Origin of the sequence: Pedobacter sp. BAL39, from assembly GCF_000170795.1 — a bacterium.
Classification (GTDB): Bacteria; Bacteroidota; Bacteroidia; order Sphingobacteriales; family Sphingobacteriaceae; genus Pedobacter.
The window spans coordinates 101,959-118,631 of the sequence record NZ_ABCM01000007.1 but is presented as its reverse complement, the minus strand read 5'-3'; the positions used below and the strand labels follow the sequence as shown (position 1 = coordinate 118,631).

General features: G+C 47.1%; 12 protein-coding genes. 3 read left to right on the top strand and 9 right to left on the bottom strand.

Annotation, left to right across the window (positions count from 1 at the left end; all coding sequences use genetic code 11):
* Nucleotides 1-150 precede the first annotated feature (150 nt).
* Both PBAL39_RS11230 and PBAL39_RS11225 read left to right on the top strand, forming a co-directional pair.
* Nucleotides 151-3,099 (top strand): two-component regulator propeller domain-containing protein, encoded by a 2,949-nt coding sequence (locus PBAL39_RS11230; RefSeq protein WP_008241442.1) that lies wholly within the window; start codon nt 151-153, stop codon nt 3,097-3,099.
* Nucleotides 3,092-3,724: a response regulator transcription factor gene (locus PBAL39_RS11225; RefSeq protein WP_008241440.1), complete on the top strand. Its 633-nt coding sequence runs from the start codon at nt 3,092-3,094 to the stop codon at nt 3,722-3,724. Before PBAL39_RS11230 ends, PBAL39_RS11225 begins: the two co-directional genes overlap by 8 nt.
* 39 nt (nt 3,725-3,763) lie before the next feature.
* On the opposite strand, the gene PBAL39_RS11220 is transcribed toward PBAL39_RS11225, so the two are convergent.
* The 4 genes from PBAL39_RS11220 to PBAL39_RS11205 all read right to left on the bottom strand — a co-directional run bounded on the left by PBAL39_RS11220 (nt 3,764) and on the right by PBAL39_RS11205 (nt 9,090).
* The gene (locus PBAL39_RS11220; RefSeq protein WP_008241437.1) at nt 3,764-4,381 is read right to left on the bottom strand and encodes a hypothetical protein; all 618 of its coding nucleotides are present in this window, start codon (nt 4,379-4,381) and stop codon (nt 3,764-3,766) included.
* A gap of 32 nt (nt 4,382-4,413) precedes the next feature.
* Nucleotides 4,414-6,315: a beta-N-acetylhexosaminidase gene (locus PBAL39_RS11215; RefSeq protein WP_008241435.1), complete on the bottom strand. Its 1,902-nt coding sequence runs from the start codon at nt 6,313-6,315 to the stop codon at nt 4,414-4,416.
* Between the two features lie 122 nt (nt 6,316-6,437).
* Nucleotides 6,438-7,400 carry a thioredoxin-disulfide reductase gene (gene trxB, locus PBAL39_RS11210; protein WP_039866449.1) on the bottom strand — a complete coding sequence of 321 codons (963 nt, stop codon included), beginning with the start codon at nt 7,398-7,400 and terminating at the stop codon, nt 6,438-6,440.
* Nucleotides 7,401-7,461: 61 nt separating this feature from the next.
* The gene (locus tag PBAL39_RS11205) at nt 7,462-9,090 is read right to left on the bottom strand and encodes an acyl-CoA carboxylase subunit beta (protein WP_008241432.1); all 1,629 of its coding nucleotides are present in this window, start codon (nt 9,088-9,090) and stop codon (nt 7,462-7,464) included.
* Between the two features lie 110 nt (nt 9,091-9,200).
* Here PBAL39_RS11205 and PBAL39_RS11200 point away from each other — a divergent pair, with 110 nt between their 5' ends.
* Complete coding sequence (locus PBAL39_RS11200) at nt 9,201-9,905, top strand: hypothetical protein (protein WP_232282937.1); 705 nt, start codon at nt 9,201-9,203, stop codon at nt 9,903-9,905.
* Nucleotides 9,906-9,908: 3 nt separating this feature from the next.
* On the opposite strand, the gene PBAL39_RS11195 is transcribed toward PBAL39_RS11200, so the two are convergent.
* The 5 genes from PBAL39_RS11195 to PBAL39_RS11175 form a co-directional block, all read right to left on the bottom strand.
* On the bottom strand, nt 9,909-10,499 hold the full coding sequence (locus PBAL39_RS11195; protein WP_008241430.1) for a TIGR00730 family Rossman fold protein: 591 nt from the start codon (nt 10,497-10,499) through the stop codon (nt 9,909-9,911).
* 88 nt (nt 10,500-10,587) lie between these two features.
* A complete protein-coding gene (gene guaB / locus PBAL39_RS11190; protein WP_008241429.1) occupies nt 10,588-12,057 on the bottom strand; it encodes an IMP dehydrogenase in 1,470 nt (489 codons plus the stop codon).
* Nucleotides 12,058-12,617: 560 nt separating this feature from the next.
* The gene (locus PBAL39_RS11185; protein ID WP_008241428.1) at nt 12,618-14,213 is read right to left on the bottom strand and encodes an MFS transporter; all 1,596 of its coding nucleotides are present in this window, start codon (nt 14,211-14,213) and stop codon (nt 12,618-12,620) included.
* Nucleotides 14,210-15,274 carry an HlyD family secretion protein gene (locus tag PBAL39_RS11180; protein WP_008241427.1) on the bottom strand — a complete coding sequence of 355 codons (1,065 nt, stop codon included), beginning with the start codon at nt 15,272-15,274 and terminating at the stop codon, nt 14,210-14,212. The genes PBAL39_RS11185 and PBAL39_RS11180 overlap by 4 nt, the downstream gene beginning before the upstream one ends.
* Before the next feature lies 1 nt (nt 15,275).
* Nucleotides 15,276-16,613 carry a TolC family protein gene (locus PBAL39_RS11175; protein WP_008241426.1) on the bottom strand — a complete coding sequence of 446 codons (1,338 nt, stop codon included), beginning with the start codon at nt 16,611-16,613 and terminating at the stop codon, nt 15,276-15,278.
* Between the last annotated feature and the right edge of the window lie 60 nt (nt 16,614-16,673).

The window sequence follows — 16,673 nt, the reverse complement described above, 5'->3', positions numbered from 1 at the left end:
TCAAGATCCAATTATTCTAAAAAAGATTCTAACAAAAATAACTTCCCTAAATCACCTTCTGTTACCCCTTAAGGGGGTATTTTTACCGGGGCTTCCAATATCCCCCCATAAGGGGGATTTTTTTATTCTGATGATATAAATATATTTACATTGGATAAATCAACTACGACCTTCCTGGTGCACCACAATAAGAATTATTTCATCGTTTTTCTCCTGTCCCTGATTAGCTTAAGCAGCTTTGCGCAGCGCTACAGTTTCAAACAGTTTGATGTGGAGGATGGCCTCACTCAATCGCAGGTTACGGGCATCACACAAGATTCAAAAAGAAGGTTATGGGTGAGCACACTTGGCGGACTGGGCTGTTTCAGTGGAAAGCAGTTCTGCAGTTTCACGAAAACCAGTGGGCTAAACAGCAATTTTGCCCTGGCCATTACCGCAGACAAAAAAGACAACATCTGGGTAGGTACCTCCAGGGGCATATCTGCCTTCAACGGCAAGAAAATACTGAACCATAAGCAAACCACCTCCTGGGTGGGAAACATGACTACTGCCAGCTCCGGACTGGTGTATGGTATTTCCTCATCGCAGCTCTTCAGGACGGATGGCATGCGTGCCGACTTCATCAAGGTGACGCGCGACCAGTCGGAAATGGTGACTGCAGTAAAAAAAGACGCCAATGGAAAACTATGGGCAGCGGTATACCACCATGGCCTCTTCAGTCTTGAAAACGGCAGTTGGATCCCCTCTCCCGTTAACCACCAAATAAAAGAAGCCCTGATTACGGACCTCATTGCCGACTCGTTTATTCCTGACAAACTATGGGTATTGACCGATGCAGGGCTGCTCATGATCCAGGAAAAAAAAGTGATCCTTGCCGTGCAGACTTCCATCAAGCTTACAGCTATTGAGCAAGATGCACGGGGAAACATCTGGCTGGGTTCCGGCAAGGGCGCTTACTGTTTGAGTGCAAAGGGCATCTTGCATTTCACAGCCAACAATGGCTTTACGGACAATACGGTAAATGCGATATTCAGAGATGCCGAAAACAACATCTGGCTCGGTACGGATGGTGAAGGTCTGTTCAGGTTTAACGATACGAATTATTTTGTCTTCGATGAATCCCAGGGATTGAGCAACCGTGTGGTCATGAGCCTGGCAAAAGGCCCATCGCTCAATGAGGTATGGATCGGCACCTATCGGGGCCTGTTTAAATTTAAGAACAATAAAATCACACAGGTGCTGTTTTCTAAGAATAAAGAGAACAACAATAACATCAATTTCCTTTACAACGACAGCAAACAGCAGATCTGGATTGGTACCGTCAGCGGCGGATTATGGTTGTACGACGGCAAAAAGTTCAGGAACATGACCGGCAACCAGACCGGCGTGGCGTACAACGCAGTATTAGAGGACAGTCGCAAACGCATCTGGCTGTCGACCAATATGGGCTGTTTCCTGCTGGACCAGCGAAACGGCAAAATGAAATGGATCAGCAGGGAGTTCGGCAGCACCCTGATGGAAAGCGATGAGGGCAACATCCTGGTCGGCACTCAGGATGGTCTTTATATCATCGATGAAAACAAAAAGTCGGTACCCTTGAAAATCAAGGGCATGGAGAACATGAGCATCCTGTGCATGACAAAGATGGGCAGCAACCTGTTTTTTGGAACGTCCGACAATGGCATTTTTTGCTGGAATGAAAAAACGGCACGTATTACAAGGATCGGCACCAGGGAAGGACTGGCATCAGACCATGTCTATAGCATGCTGATCGACCCCAAGGGCATACTCTGGGCGGGCAGCGGCAAAGGCATCAACATGGTGGATGTACACCGCATGAAGGTGCTCCGGGAAGCAGGGGAACACAGCCTTCTGGTGGAATGCAATCAGAATGCCATTCTTCGCGACAGGGAGCACATCTGGATCGGAACCACCAAGGGTGCAATTGTCTACCACAGCGATCAGAAGACTTCTAAAACCACAAAACCATTCATCTACCTCAACACACTGAAAGCCTTTTCCCAGTACCGGAACCAGAAAGATTCACTCCGGACCGTATTTCATGAAAAGGAACTGAAGAAAGTCATCCGCCTTCCGCATGATCAGAATAACCTGTCGATCGATTTTACAGGTATTTTTCTAAGCAACCCGGAGGCGCTGATGTATGAATATAAATTAACCGGTGGCGAAGGAGGTTTTACCGAAACCATCTCCAATCCTTCCATGAACTTCACCGCGTTACCTCCTGGAAAGTATACCTTTCAGGTCAGGGCAGTGACGAAATCCGGCATCAAATCTTCAAATAGTGCTACAGTTACATTCGAAATCACACCACCCTACTATCAAACGAGCTTTTTCAGGTTATTCGCATTTTTCGTCATCATACTGGTCATCCTTGCTGCCGTGTATACCATCCTTACCTTGAAAGAACGTAAGCGCAAGCTGCGCTTGAAGATCAAACTGGAAGAACAGGTAAAGGTCAGAAAACAAACCGCTGAAGATTTTCATGACGATCTTGGTAACAAACTCACCCGTATCTCCGTCTTATCAGAAGTATTGTGCAGCATGATCTCCGAAGAAGATCTTGAAAAAAGAGCAATCATTGGAAAAATCAATGAAAATGTAAACGATCTTTACAATGGGACAAGGGATATCCTGTGGTCATTGAATCCAAAGAATGACCTGCTCAGCCAGCTGATTGCACACATCATCAGCTTCGGATGGGAAATGTTCAACAATACGGCTATTGAATTTGAGGAGGATATTGACCTCGGGCAGTTCGATGGGAAATTATCTTTGGACATCAGCCGAAACCTGCTGATGATCTTCAAAGAGGCCATTCATAATGTGCTCAAACATTCAAAGGCCACAAAAGTAACCTTTACGGCAATCATTCATAATGAATTGCTGGAAATAAGAATTAAAGACAATGGCATGGGCATTTCCGGTGCGGCAACCATTGAGGGACATGGGATAAATAATATGAAAGTGAGAGCTAGGAGAATTAGTGCGCGGTTAAATATCAGGACAGCCGATCAGGGCACAGCATTGAGCCTTCAGATTAGTTTAAAGACTTTAATGCGACTAAAAAATGTATAATCAGTCAGGAGCAAGAATTGTGATCATTGAAGACGATCAGACGATCAGGGAAGGATATGCTTATCTGATTGACCACACTTCAGCTTATACCGTTGTAAACACCTATCCTTCTTTTGATGCGGCACGATCACGCATTGTAAAAGACCAGCCTGATGTCATCCTGCTGGACATACAGATGCCTGGAACAAATGGCATTGATGCCCTTCCGGTGTTGAAGAAAATGATCCCTCAGGTGTACATCATTATGCTTACGGTTTACGAGACCGAAAAGGCAATCCTGGATGCACTCGCCAATGGTGCTTCGGGTTATTTCACCAAAAATACACCCACGGCAAAATTGATAGAGGCCATTAAGGATGTGATGGAGGGCGGTGGCCCGATGAGCCCGGATGTGGCAAGGACCGTGATCATGTCCCTGCAAAGGAATCAGGACTCGCCACTCACCAAAAGGGAAACACAGATCCTGGAACTCATCACCACAGGTAAAGACCGCGGCCAGATTGCCAAAGAGCTCTTCATCGAGGTGGAGACCGTAAAAACACATACCAAGAACATTTACGCTAAGCTGAATGTCAATACGAAGGCAGAAGCCATACAGGTTGCAAAAGACAAAAGGCTGGTATAAAACCAGCCTTTTGTCTTTTTGATATATCAATCATGTATTTTATTCGGTAAGTTCCTTTACCGAGAAGCTGTTGCCGTTCAGCTTGTACTGCAGCATCTTAAAAGCACCTGGTTTAGCAGTCGAATCTTTTTCATTTACGACAGGAAAAGAACGGAACAAATCTCCGTTTTTGATGATAAACTTGTCATCTCCCCAATAATTCTTTTTCAAGCTGCTGCTAAGTGGCGGAAAGCTGATCTTGTTGAAGCTCCCTCCGGAATACTCATAAACATTCAGGTCATGGACATTGGTTTTACTCAAGAGCTCAATATAAATCTCAGGGTTACCATCGTTATCCAGGTCCATATTCCAGGCATCCACCATCACCCCTTTACGCTCGTTGGACAACGAACGGTAATCATCTTTCAAAGTATCGGTCATGAGGATCAGGTACCCCCCAACGGAGTCCACACCTTTGCCCCAGCTCACTACCTCAAAATTGATCCCCGGACGGATGGCAATGTCTTTATAAAATGGAAACTGACCCGACGGCTTTTTTGCCGCAGGCTCTACGGTCTTTGAAGCGGCATTCTTTTCTGCAGTGTCACCACCGCAGGAAGCCATCATAAAAAGACCGGCACATAAAAAAGGGATCCTGAACAAATATTTTGTGATCATTAATGTTTCTTTTAATGTTTTTCTACTGCAATTTACGATTTAGATTTCACATCAGGCGCACCGTTATTCAATACGGTCTCCGTCACCACACTGCGTTTGCCTGAAGGCGTGATCACAATGGTTTTCAGAATGCGCTTCTCTCCTTTAGGAACGATCACCTTAAGGTCGTTAGTATACAGGTTGGCTGTTTCTGCAGGACGGGTAAGGTCGAGGGTATAGTAAATCTCCGCGCCATGAACAGGAGTTTTCAGGTCGATCTTGAACGTTTCCCCCTGCAAGGTATCCGCCTGCCCTATCGGTGTAGGCACCCAGTAGTTCGTTGAGGTTTTGTCAAAGCGCGCCAAATGTACAGGGATACGTTCTTCCGAGAAGTTTTTAAGGTCCTTCCGTGCCGTTGGTGTCCATGCGATTTCCGACAAGGAGAACAGACGTGGCAGGATCATATACTCAATTTTTGCAGGAGTTTCAATGTATTCCGTCCAAAGGTTTGCCTGCACACCGATGATGTGTTTTTGCTGTTCAGGAGTCAGTTCTTTTGGAATCGGATCGTAAGCATAAGGTTTAGAGTAATGAGAAAGACCGCCAATATTGGTTGGCTCATCCGCAGAAAGCGACTGTCTGTGGTCATAATACAAACCATCACCATTCGGGGTCATGATCACATCATGATTTTCTTTTGCCGCGGCAATTCCACCTTCAGTGCCTCTCCAGGACATTACCGTTGCATTTGGTGCAAGTCCGCCTTCCAGAATCTCATCCCATCCGATGATGGAGCGGCCCCTTGAATTCACATGTTTCTCAATGCGCTGAATGAAATAACTCTGCAGCTCATGCTCATTTTTAAGCTTCAGCTTTTTGATCAGGTCCTGGCAGAATTTACTTTCTTTCCAGTATTCTTTCGGACTTTCATCACCACCGATATGGATGTACTTCGAAGGGAACAAGGCAATCACCTCATCCAGCACATTTCCAAGGAACTTAAAGGTAGCTTCTGAAGGAACGAATACATCATCGAACACCCCCCACTGCTGCTGGACCTGTTTGCCTTTTCTGCTTCCTGACCATGGTGTTTTTGCATCTACGAAAGTATCTCTGTCCGGAAAGCAGCTCAGCTCAGGATAGGCAGCGATGGCCGCTGACGCATGTCCTGGAAGTTCAATCTCAGGGATGACATTGATGTATCGTGCTGCAGCATAAGCAAGCACGTCTTTTACTTCCTCCTGTGTGTAGAAACCTTTATATTCCTTATTGTCGGTACCTACACCCGGGTGATGGCCGATGATCGTGCCACTGCGTGTTGCACCAACGGTGGTCAGCTTAGGATATTTTTTGATCTCTATCCTCCAGCCCTGGTCATCCGTGAGGTGCCAGTGGAAAGTGTTCAGCTTGTACTGGGACATGAGGTCAATATATTTTTTGACGAATGAAACCGGGAACATATGGCGACAAACATCGAGGTGTAATCCCCTGTAGCGGAACCTCGGATAGTCGTTGATCTCGGCAGCAGGAATGATGATCTGTTCATCCTTTTTCTCCGGCATCAGCTGCATCATCGACTGCACCGCGTAGAACAAGCCCGCCTCAGTACCAGTGATGGTAATGTTTTTATCGGAGATATTGATCTGATATCCTTCCGCAGGCAGTTGATCAGCACCGGCAGAGCTCAGCACAATCGACTTATCATTTTCGCCGGCCGACTTCAGTTCACGGAGTGCAAACCCACCCTTTGTAGCGATAAAAGAATTCAGCAGATCGGACATCCTTGAATTTTTAGCATCGGCAGAGACCAGCACCACCGTTTTGTCCAGCTTAAAGCTACCGCTATTCTTTTTTACAGATACGGGTGCAGGGATAATCCCCATATTCGGATCGTCCTGTGCGTCGGCCCGCTGGACAATAAATGCCAGCAAGACAATAGATAATAGTTTCTTCATTCGTATGTATTGGTTATTTTGTTGGTTGAATTACTGGACAAGATATAAAATCTTAAGAAAAAAACTGCAAAAAAAAAGCAGGGTCAACATGACCCTGCCTATTTTTTTGCATGATATCCTTACTAGGAAACCATCTTCACTTCGTCTTCTTTTGCTGCCAAATAACGTTCTGCATCAAGCGCAGCCATACAACCAGAACCGGCGGCAGTCACCGCCTGACGGTAATAATGGTCCTGCACATCACCAGCTGCAAAAACGCCTTCTACGTTGGTTTTTGTAGATCCGGGGATCGTTTTCAGGTATCCCGTTTCATCCATATCCAGCCATCCTTTAAAAATATCTGTGTTTGGTTTGTGACCAATAGCCACGAAGAAACCTTCAACAGGAATATCAGACTCTTCATTGGTTTGGTTATTCAGCACGCGCACAGCGGTTACATTTTTACCATTTCCGATGATCTCCTGGGTCTCTGTATTGTAGATGACCTCAATATTAGGCGTGTTCATCACACGGTGAACCATTGCTTTTGAGGCCCTGAATTCATCTCTTCTAACCAGCATATATACTTTTCTGCAAAGTTTAGCCAGGTAAGTTGCCTCTTCAGCAGCGGTATCACCTGCACCAACGATAGCAACATCCTGTCCTTTAAAGAAGAAACCATCACATACCGCACAGGCAGAAACACCGAAACCATTGTATTTCTGCTCACTTGGAAGGCCCAGCCATTTGGCTGTAGCCCCCGTAGAAATGATCACTGTATCGGCAGTAATTGTTTTAATATCATCAACAATAACCTTACGTGGCACAGACAGGAAATCCACCTCACTCACATAACCGAAACGGATGTCCGTTCCGAAACGTTCAGCTTGCTTACGTAGGTCTTCCATCATCTCGGGACCTGTAATTCCTGAAGGATATCCAGGGAAGTTATCGACCTCGGTAGTCTGGGTCAGCTGTCCCCCAGGCTCCATACCTGTATACATTACCGGTTTAAGGTCTGCACGTGCAGCATAAATTGCTGCAGTATACCCAGCCGGACCGGAACCTATAATCAAACATTGAACGTGTTCTATCTCTTGTGACATATATTTATTTATATTATAATACAAATTTACAATTTCTCCGGAGGAAGAACAAGTGCAAGCATCAGGTTTGGATCATCCCAACGTTAAAAGATTTGGTGATCGGCGACTGGTTAGCAGCTTCAATGCCCATGGAGATGACTTTCCTCGTTTCCAGGGGATCAATGATGCCATCCACCCATAACCTCGCCGAGGCGTAATAAGGATTGGTCTGATGGTTGTAACGGTCGGTAATTTCCTTTAACAGCTCAGCCTCCTTTTCCGGGGTAACCTGTTCACCCTTAGCACGTAGCGATGACTCCTGGATTTGCAGGAGCACTTTCCCTGCCTGGGCTCCCCCCATCACCGCTATTTTTGCGCTTGGCCATGCATAGATCAGGCGCGGGTCGTAAGCTTTGCCGCACATGGCATAGTTTCCTGCACCGTAAGAGTTACCAACCACAATGGTAAACTTGGGCACTACAGAATTCGCTACAGCATTCACCATCTTGGCGCCATCTTTAATGATGCCCCCATGCTCCGATCTGCTCCCTACCATGAAACCGGTAACGTCCTGCAGGAATACCAGCGGAATCTTTTTCTGGTTACAGTTCATCACAAAACGTGCGGCTTTGTCGGCACTATCCGAATAGATTGCTCCGCCAAACTGCATCTCCCCTTTTTTGGATTTCACCACCCTACGCTGGTTAGCCACAATACCTACCGCCCATCCATCAATACGGGCCAGTCCGCAGATCAGGGTCTGCCCATACAACTTTTTGTATTCTTCGATCTCGGAATTGTCGACCAGTCGTTTGATGATCTCCAGCATGTCGTAGGGTTTCTCCCTGTTTTCGGGCAGAATGCCATAGATATCTTCCGGTTTTTCTGCAGGCATGGCCGGTTTGATGCGGTCAAACCCTGCAGACTGCGGCGCACCGAGCATGCTCATGATCTGGCGGATACTGTCCAGGCAAGCCTGGTCATTAGGATGTTTATAGTCTGTCACACCCGAGATCTCACAATGTGTCGTCGCACCGCCAAGTGTTTCGTTATCCACCTCCTCACCAATGGCAGATTTCACAAGGTAGGAACCCGCAAGGAACACCGAGCCTGTGCCCTCCACAATCATCGCCTCATCACTCATAATTGGGAGATAGGCCCCCCCAGCTACACAGGAGCCCATGATTGCCGAAATCTGCACAATCCCCTGGGCCGACATCATCGCATTGTTCCTGAACATCCGTCCGAAATGTTCCTTATCCGGGAAAATTTCGTCCTGCATGGGCAGGTATACTCCCGCGCTGTCTACCAGGTAAATCACCGGCAGGCGGTTCTCCATAGCAATTTCCTGTGCCCGAAGGTTTTTCTTTGCGGTCATGGGAAACCATGCCCCAGCCTTCACGGTAGCATCATTGGCAACGATCATACATTGTCTGCCGGAAACATATCCGATGACACATACCACTCCCGCCCCGGGGCAGCCCCCTTGCTCGGCGTACATGCCATCCGCAGCCAAGGCGCCGACTTCCAGTGTATGCGTTCCTTCGTCAATCAGGTAAGCAATGCGCTCCCGTGCCAGCATCTTTCCTTTTTCCTTTTGTTTCGCTGCGCTTTTCTCCCCACCACCCTGATATATTTTTTTCAATCTGGTTTTCAACTCGTAAACCGACTGTTTGTTAAGATCTTCGTTTTTATTGAATTCTATGTCCATGCAGGCAAGGTAATTTTATTTTTCCAAGGAACAAAAGTCCGTTTTGGGCTTCGGTACAAAAACAGAATCACACTATTTCAGCCGAACTTTCGTTATTTTGCGATATGAGGATGCGAACGACTTTACTATTGATCATGATTCAGGGGATGGTGTATGGCCAGTCTTTCCGCTACCCGAAACTTGCAGAACAAGGCAAGTCCACCAGCGCTCTGGTTCCCAAAAGATGGAAACTCATTGACAGTGTAAGCGGCGACCTGAATAACGACCACAGACGAGACATTGCCCTCATCCTGGAATATGATCAGGAAGTGCGGGAGAGCAGGGCTTACGGCGACAGCAATACAGAGATCATCACTGAGATCCAGCGGCCCAGGATGCTCGCCATCTACTTTAAAACCAGTTCCGGCGGATACCGTTTGTCCACACAGAACAATCATTTTATCCTGCGCTCACAGGAAGGCGGAGCAATGGGCGACCCTTTGCGTCCGTCAGCAATAGAAAATAACCAACTTACCCTTTCGTTCGAGGGTGGTGGTGAATGGCAATGGAAGCTGGACTATGCCTTTAAATACCGGGGCGGCAACTGGGTGCTGGAACGTGCCGGAAACAGCTTTTACCATGAAGCATCCGGGGAGATCAATGTCCACCAGTACGATTTTCTGCGTAAAACAAAGGAAATCACCAGCGGCAGCAAGTTCAACAGGGAGTCGGCAAATGTAACCAGCACAAAAACACTACCGATCAGTACCTTACGAACCTTCCATACCTTTAAGAAACCATGGACCTGGCAAATTGGACCTGATGAACTGCTTTAAGAGTTAGCTCAGGTCGCGGTCTTCCGGCCAGGTTTCTTCATCGTCGGGCTGCGCTGTCCTCCTCATCATCTTCTGAATCAGCTCGCGGGGTTCTGACTCGTTGATGACCAGGCTTCTATTGTGTACGGAAAGGAACTTCCGATCGACCATGACGTCCAGCTGGGCGAATAGATAATCGTAGAACCCATCCACATTGAGAACACCGATCGGTTTCTGGTGCAACTCCAGCTGCAGCCAGGTCAGCACTTCAAAAAATTCTTCCATCGTACCGTATCCACCAGGCAATACGATAAACCCGTCAGACAGGTCGGCCATTTTCTGTTTCCGTTCGTGCATGTTGTTGGTGATGATCAACTCCGTCAGCTCAAAATGGCCCACCTCCCTGTCCAGCAGGAACTGTGGGATCACTCCCGTTACCGTTCCACCCCTGGCAAGCACTTCATTGGCAATTGCTCCCATCACGCCGATGCTGCCACCGCCATAAACGAGGTGAATCTGGTGATCGGAAAAAGTCTCGGCCAGTAGTGTTATGGCCGACTGTAACGAAGGATCTTCAGGATAACTTGCACCGCAGTACACGCAAATAGATTTCATAGATGTCATTGCATAAATAAGGGCTTCTCAAACGAGAAACCCTTTTATTTTTAGCTAATATAGCATTTACACTGAAAAATTGTAAAACCTAACGTGAATAATTAGGTGCTTCTTTAGTGATGGAGATGTCGTGAGGATGGCTTTCTCTCATTCCTGCAGCAGTAATTCTTACGAATTTAGCTTTCTGCAAGTCATCGATAGTTGCCGCACCACAGTAGTGCATCCCTGCCCTGAGTCCGCCAATGTACTGGTAGATGACTTCAGCAAGTGTTCCTTTATAAGGTACGCGACCTACAATCCCTTCCGGTACCAGTTTGGTAACCACGTCCGTTTCATCCTGGAAATAACGGTCCTTAGAACCTTGTGCCATTGCCTCCACAGAACCCATTCCACGGTAAGATTTGAACTTACGACCTTCATAGATGATGGTTTCACCTGGAGACTCCTCTACTCCGGCGAATAACGATCCTGCCATGATGCAGTTTGCACCGGCAGCGATGGCCTTCACGATGTCTCCGGTTTGCTTGATACCCCCGTCGGCGATAACTGGAATTCCTGTACCGATCAGTGCCTGTGCACATTCATAAACGGCGTACAATTGCGGTACTCCTACCCCCGCAATGATCCTTGTGGTACAGATTGAACCCGGACCGATACCTACCTTAACAGCATCAGCACCTGCTGCGGCCAACGCCCTTGCTGCATCAGCAGTAGCAATATTACCTGCAATCACCTGAAGATCGGGCCAGCGCGACTTGATGGCAGTGACCATATCGATCACCCCCTTGGAGTGCCCGTGTGCAGTATCTACTGTCACAACGTCGACACCGGCAGCAACCAGCGCCGCAACCCTGTCTATATTGTCGGCAGCCACACCAACAGCCGCACCAACACGGAGTCTTCCATGTTCGTCTTTACAAGCTTTAGGGTAGTTTTTATATTTTTGTATGTCTTTGAAAGTAATCAATCCTGCAAGGTGTCCCTGTGCATCAACTACCGGAAGTTTCTCAATTTTGTAGTCCTGCAGGATCTCTTCAGCCTGCATCAGCGTCGTTCCTTCAGGTGCAGTAATCAGGTTTTCCCTGGTCATCACCTCAGATACTTTGCGTTGCATGTCTTTCTGAAAACGAAGGTCCCTGTTGGTGATGATACCCACCAGTTTATTGTCTGCATCAATTACCGGGATACCACCAATCTTGAAGTCCTTCATGATCTGGAAAGCATCGGCAACCTTAGCATCAGCGTTCAGGGTAACAGGATCCTGGATCATTCCGCTTTCCGAGCGTTTCACCTTTCTCACCTCGTCTGCCTGGCGCTCAATGGGCATGTTCTTGTGCAACATTCCAATTCCTCCAGCCTGAGCAATGGCGATGGCCAGTCCAGCCTCGGTCACCGTATCCATGGCAGCGGATATGATGGGTACGTTCAGTCGTATTTTCTTGGTCAGTTGGGTTCCGGTATCCACGTCACGTGGAAGAACTTCAGAATAAGCAGGTACTAATAATACGTCGTCGTATGTTAGTCCTTCAGCGATAAATTTATTGGGATCAAGTTGCATAGCAAATAATTTAGGAGTTACTATTTGCCGGGCAAAAGTACGATTATTATTGCTAATGTGCAATAGTTGTACAAATATTGGGGGCTTTCTGCCAAAGATTACATTCAGATTAAAGAGGGCGAAAGTTGAGAGGTGGAGACGGCCTGGATTTAGTATTGGACAGCCTATACACAGGCTATATGAGGGCTAAGGTTGACCAGGGGTTAACAAGGAGTTGACAAGGGGTTGGCAAGGTAAAAAGGCCCTTTAGCCTCTTCAACCCCTTGTCATCCCCTCCTTTAGACGCCGTCAGACCTAGCCCTCATATAGACCGTGTATAGACCTGGGACGTGTATAAGCAATATAAAATTTGACTACTTAAGCAAAGCTTATAATGCTGCAATTACTGATCGTAAGATACGAATCTAGCACGGGAAACAGACCGAAAAGAAGTGGAAATAAAAACAGCTAAACAGTTTCGCAAAATATTGCGCATCACTGCTTAGCTGCTGAAAAATGAAAATGATATATAGATAACGTCTCTTTTGATGTTTAAGTCTGCCGGGCGCTACAATTTACATTTAAAACCCTGCCGGAGCAGGATGTTTTCCCTTCAGGTTGATGATGGTACGGCTGATGACGGGCTGGAATCCGATCAGGAGAATTGTCAGCGCACAGAGTATCGCAATCCACTCGTAATAGTTGATACAGAACTGCAGAAACTCCTGTTTCTGAAGGGATTTATTCAATAGACCAACTGCGGCCTTTGCCGCCTCATCTTTCAGCATACCTCTGTTGGCCAATGCCTGCTGATAGGCGCTCAACCTCGCCGAAACCCCTAAATCTATTACTGACAAACCACGTCCAAGAAGTTGCCCATGGAGTCCTTTAAAATAAAGCTGACTTAAATTGATCAGTGCAAGGCTGATGCTGAAGCTTGAAAACCTGACCAGCACGCCTACAGAAGCAGCTGACTGCCCAAGTTGCACCGGCACAGAAGACACAATGAACATCACGATAGGACACATTACCATTCCCGCCCCCAGTCCCTGCAGAAAAAGCGGGATGATAAAGGCCCCTGTTCCCGCCTCACTACTGAAAAGAAAACACATCACCATAAAAAACACCATGAGCAAGCTAAAGCCGGAGATCCATAAAACACGCAGAAACTGTTGCCTGATCAAAAACCTGATGGCAATAAATGACCCAAGGGCAATCCCCAGGATATTGTAAATCATCAGTACATTGGCGTGCAGGGAATCCATTCCTAAAATGGTAATGAAGTAGCTGCTGGTTAAGCTGAAGGCACCACGAATCAGGTAAAGGATCACCAGGAAAACAATACCGACGCTAAAATTACGATAACGGAAGACGGCAAGGTCTACCGTAGGTCTCCGCAGACTGTACTGCCGCATCACATTCAGTACGCCAAGTAATGCGATGGCCATGATGCTGTAGACAATCTGCTCCGATTCCAGCCAGTCCTTTTCCTGACCATACACCAAGACAAATGCAATCAGGACGAGCATCACTGCAAAAAGGACAAAACTGCTCCAATCCAGTTGATACAAAGGTTTTCTGCGGATAACATGCACCCTGTTGAGTAGAGAGTACATCAGGGCGGCGCCAGGCAGGAAACAAAATATGATGGCTTTATAGAGTACGTTATATTCAAAGTTTTCCACGATGGGAACTGAGAACAATGCCGTAACCGGTGATACACATAAGATCAGTGCGTAGAATATGGTATACCCAATCTCTCTGGCATGTTCCGACTTCAGCCGGCCAAAAAGCAGGTTCAGACAGATGCTGTTGATCCCGCAATTTACGATCCCCTGCAGGAAGCGAAAAACAAAGACCAGCCATACTTCCCGCGTATGATAACAGGCGTAGGTAATCAGCAGTTCCAAAACCACACTGATCAGCAGGTAATCTTTAGTGACCACACGTTCAAAAAAACGGCGCTCCACTCCTGCAAAGCTGGCAATCGCTGCATAGAACAAAAGCAGCGAAAACTGCACATCTGCAGGTTCCATACCGTAGAATCCCGCAGCAGCCGCGCCATCCGCTGTGGATATCGCAAATAGCAGTACCGCCGCCAGCAGCAGAAAAAGGATGCTAAAGCGAATCAACCATTCCGGCAAGCCCTTTTTAAATATCGATGTGGGATTGCTCATGAATGTGATCTTTTTCTTACCTGTACCGAGGCGCTCATACCGGCATTTAAAAGTTTGACCTGATCGGGATCACCAGTGATCCTAATCCTTACCGGGATACGCTGTGCAATCTTCACGAAATTACCCGTTGCATTGTCAGGTGGAAGCAAGGAGAAACGCGATCCTGTGGCTGCCGACAACGATTCTATTTTTCCTTTGAAGTGTTCATCGGGAAAGGCATCCACCTCCACTTCGACATCCTCACCAACGGACATCTTTCCGATCTGTGTTTCCTTGAAGTTGGCAACAACCCACTTTCCTGCCGAGCGGTCTACAATATAGGCAATGGTCTGTCCGGTCTGCAGTACCTGCCCCGGCTGAATGGTCCTACGCCCCATCTTACCATCGTAAGGAGCCGTCACTACGGTGTAAGAGGTATTCAGGTCGTTGCGTTTCAGTACCGCCCTCCTTCTGGTAACTTCCGAACGCAGGACCTGCGACTGCACGGCAATGTCCTGCGCCCTGGACATGGCAGCAGAATAATCCTCTTTCGCCGCATTGTAATCTGCCTGGGCAACCTCCAGCAGACTTTGTACGGTTTCCAGCTGCTGCCTCGTGGCAGACTCCAGGTCAAAAAGTTTTTTGTAACGGGCATATTCCGCCTCCTGTTTCCAAAGCTTGGCTTTTGCAGCGGCAATCCTTGCGCGACTGCCGCTGGCCGCGGTCTCTGCCGTATGAACATTGCTGTTCAGCACAGCAATCTGCGCCTCTGCATTCAGCACTGAGGCATTAGCCTCGTCCTGCTGCACGGTATAGTCGCTGTTGTCGATGACCACCAGCGTGTCTCCTTTTTTAACTTCCTGGTTCTCGATGAAATTAACTGTTTTAATATACCCATTTGCACGTACGGTGATGGGGTTAATGTATTCATCAATCTGTGCATCATTGGTGTCTTCATATTCCAGATAGTTGACCAGGGTCTTTCCACCCCAGATTAATAATACAACCGTCACCAGAACGGAAATTGTGCTCGTGACCCGGGTGATGATGATATCTGTCTTGTTTTGTATTTTGGTGCTCATGTTATAGGGTGCCTACAGCTTTTTGTAATTGATAATATTGAATTCTCGCGTTGACCTTCGCCGTGGTCAGCTCAAAGCGCGACTGCAGCAGCTGCGTCTCTGCATCCAGCAGATCTGTTAACAGCGACAACTGATTGAAATAGGTGTTTTGTACGATGCGGTAACTTTCTGATGCCTGACGGATGTTTTCTGTGGCGACATCAATGCGTTGTAAAGATTCCCTGTATTTAATATAGGTAGTTTTTACTTCCTGTCTGATGTTGTCTCGCTCCTCTTCATCTGCAAGCTCCGACTGATGCACACGAAGTTGCTGCATGGCTACCTGGTGTTTGTTTTTATAAAAAGCAGCAATTGGAATTTTCAACTTGAGCCCTGCCATACCATTGCCGTAAGGAGCAAGCGAATACGGGTAGAACTGAATCTGTGGGTAGGCATAGGCATATTCGGCGAACAAACCCAATGAAGGCATGACGTTCGACCGCAGCTGTTTCAGCTTCAGCTCCTGCAATTCAGATTCTTTTTTTGAGATGTCCAGCTGATAAGAATGTACATCCGCCTCGCTGAGGTACTGGTCCATCTGTTTCAACACCAGTGCATCGTTCAGCGAATCTTTAACTTCCGGAATCAGGCTGTCATCATCGCCGGCGCCGATCAGCAGGTTTAACTTCTGACTGGCAATGAGCTGGTTGTTCTGAATTTCTGTCAACATCATCTTCTGCCTGGACAGCCTTAATTCGGCCCTTAAGACGTCACTCTTCAGCACAGTCCCATTTTTATACAGGTGGTTGATTTCTTTCAACTGCTGCTCCAGATCTTTGACGTCCTGGAGTAACAGCGACTTGTAGGATAGGTTTCTGTAGACATCATAAAAGTACAGGGCGGCTGCATAATGAATTTCCTGCTTGCTGAGGCTCATCTTCGCCAGGGCGATTTCATTTTCTTTCTTTGAAGCCTTGATTTCCCTTTCCGTTTTTCCGCCATTGGATAAGTTCAGGTAAGCATCTGCAGCTACCTTATAATATTTGGGTTCTACTGGAAACTGCGTTGGCGTATGAAAGAGGCCATTTTCAAAGATCGGAAGCGGAAAAATATGAGCGAGTACGCCACCTGCCTCCAGCTCGGGAAGGCGCTCCGCCCTAGCGGCTTTGATTCCGGCTTCGGTCGTTGACACCGCAACCTGCTGGATCTGGATTCTTTTACTATTGCTATCGGCGAGCGACCAGACCTCATCCAACGTTAATTTCTGTGGCCTCCGGGGATCCTGTGCATGAGTGTTGATGGTAAATAAAAGAAAGGACATGCACATCCACATTTTTCCTTTATAAGTGTTGAATTTCATAAGTACGTTTTAACGGCACAAAGTTCGTGTAACAATTACCAAGATATTTTACGTAAAGTG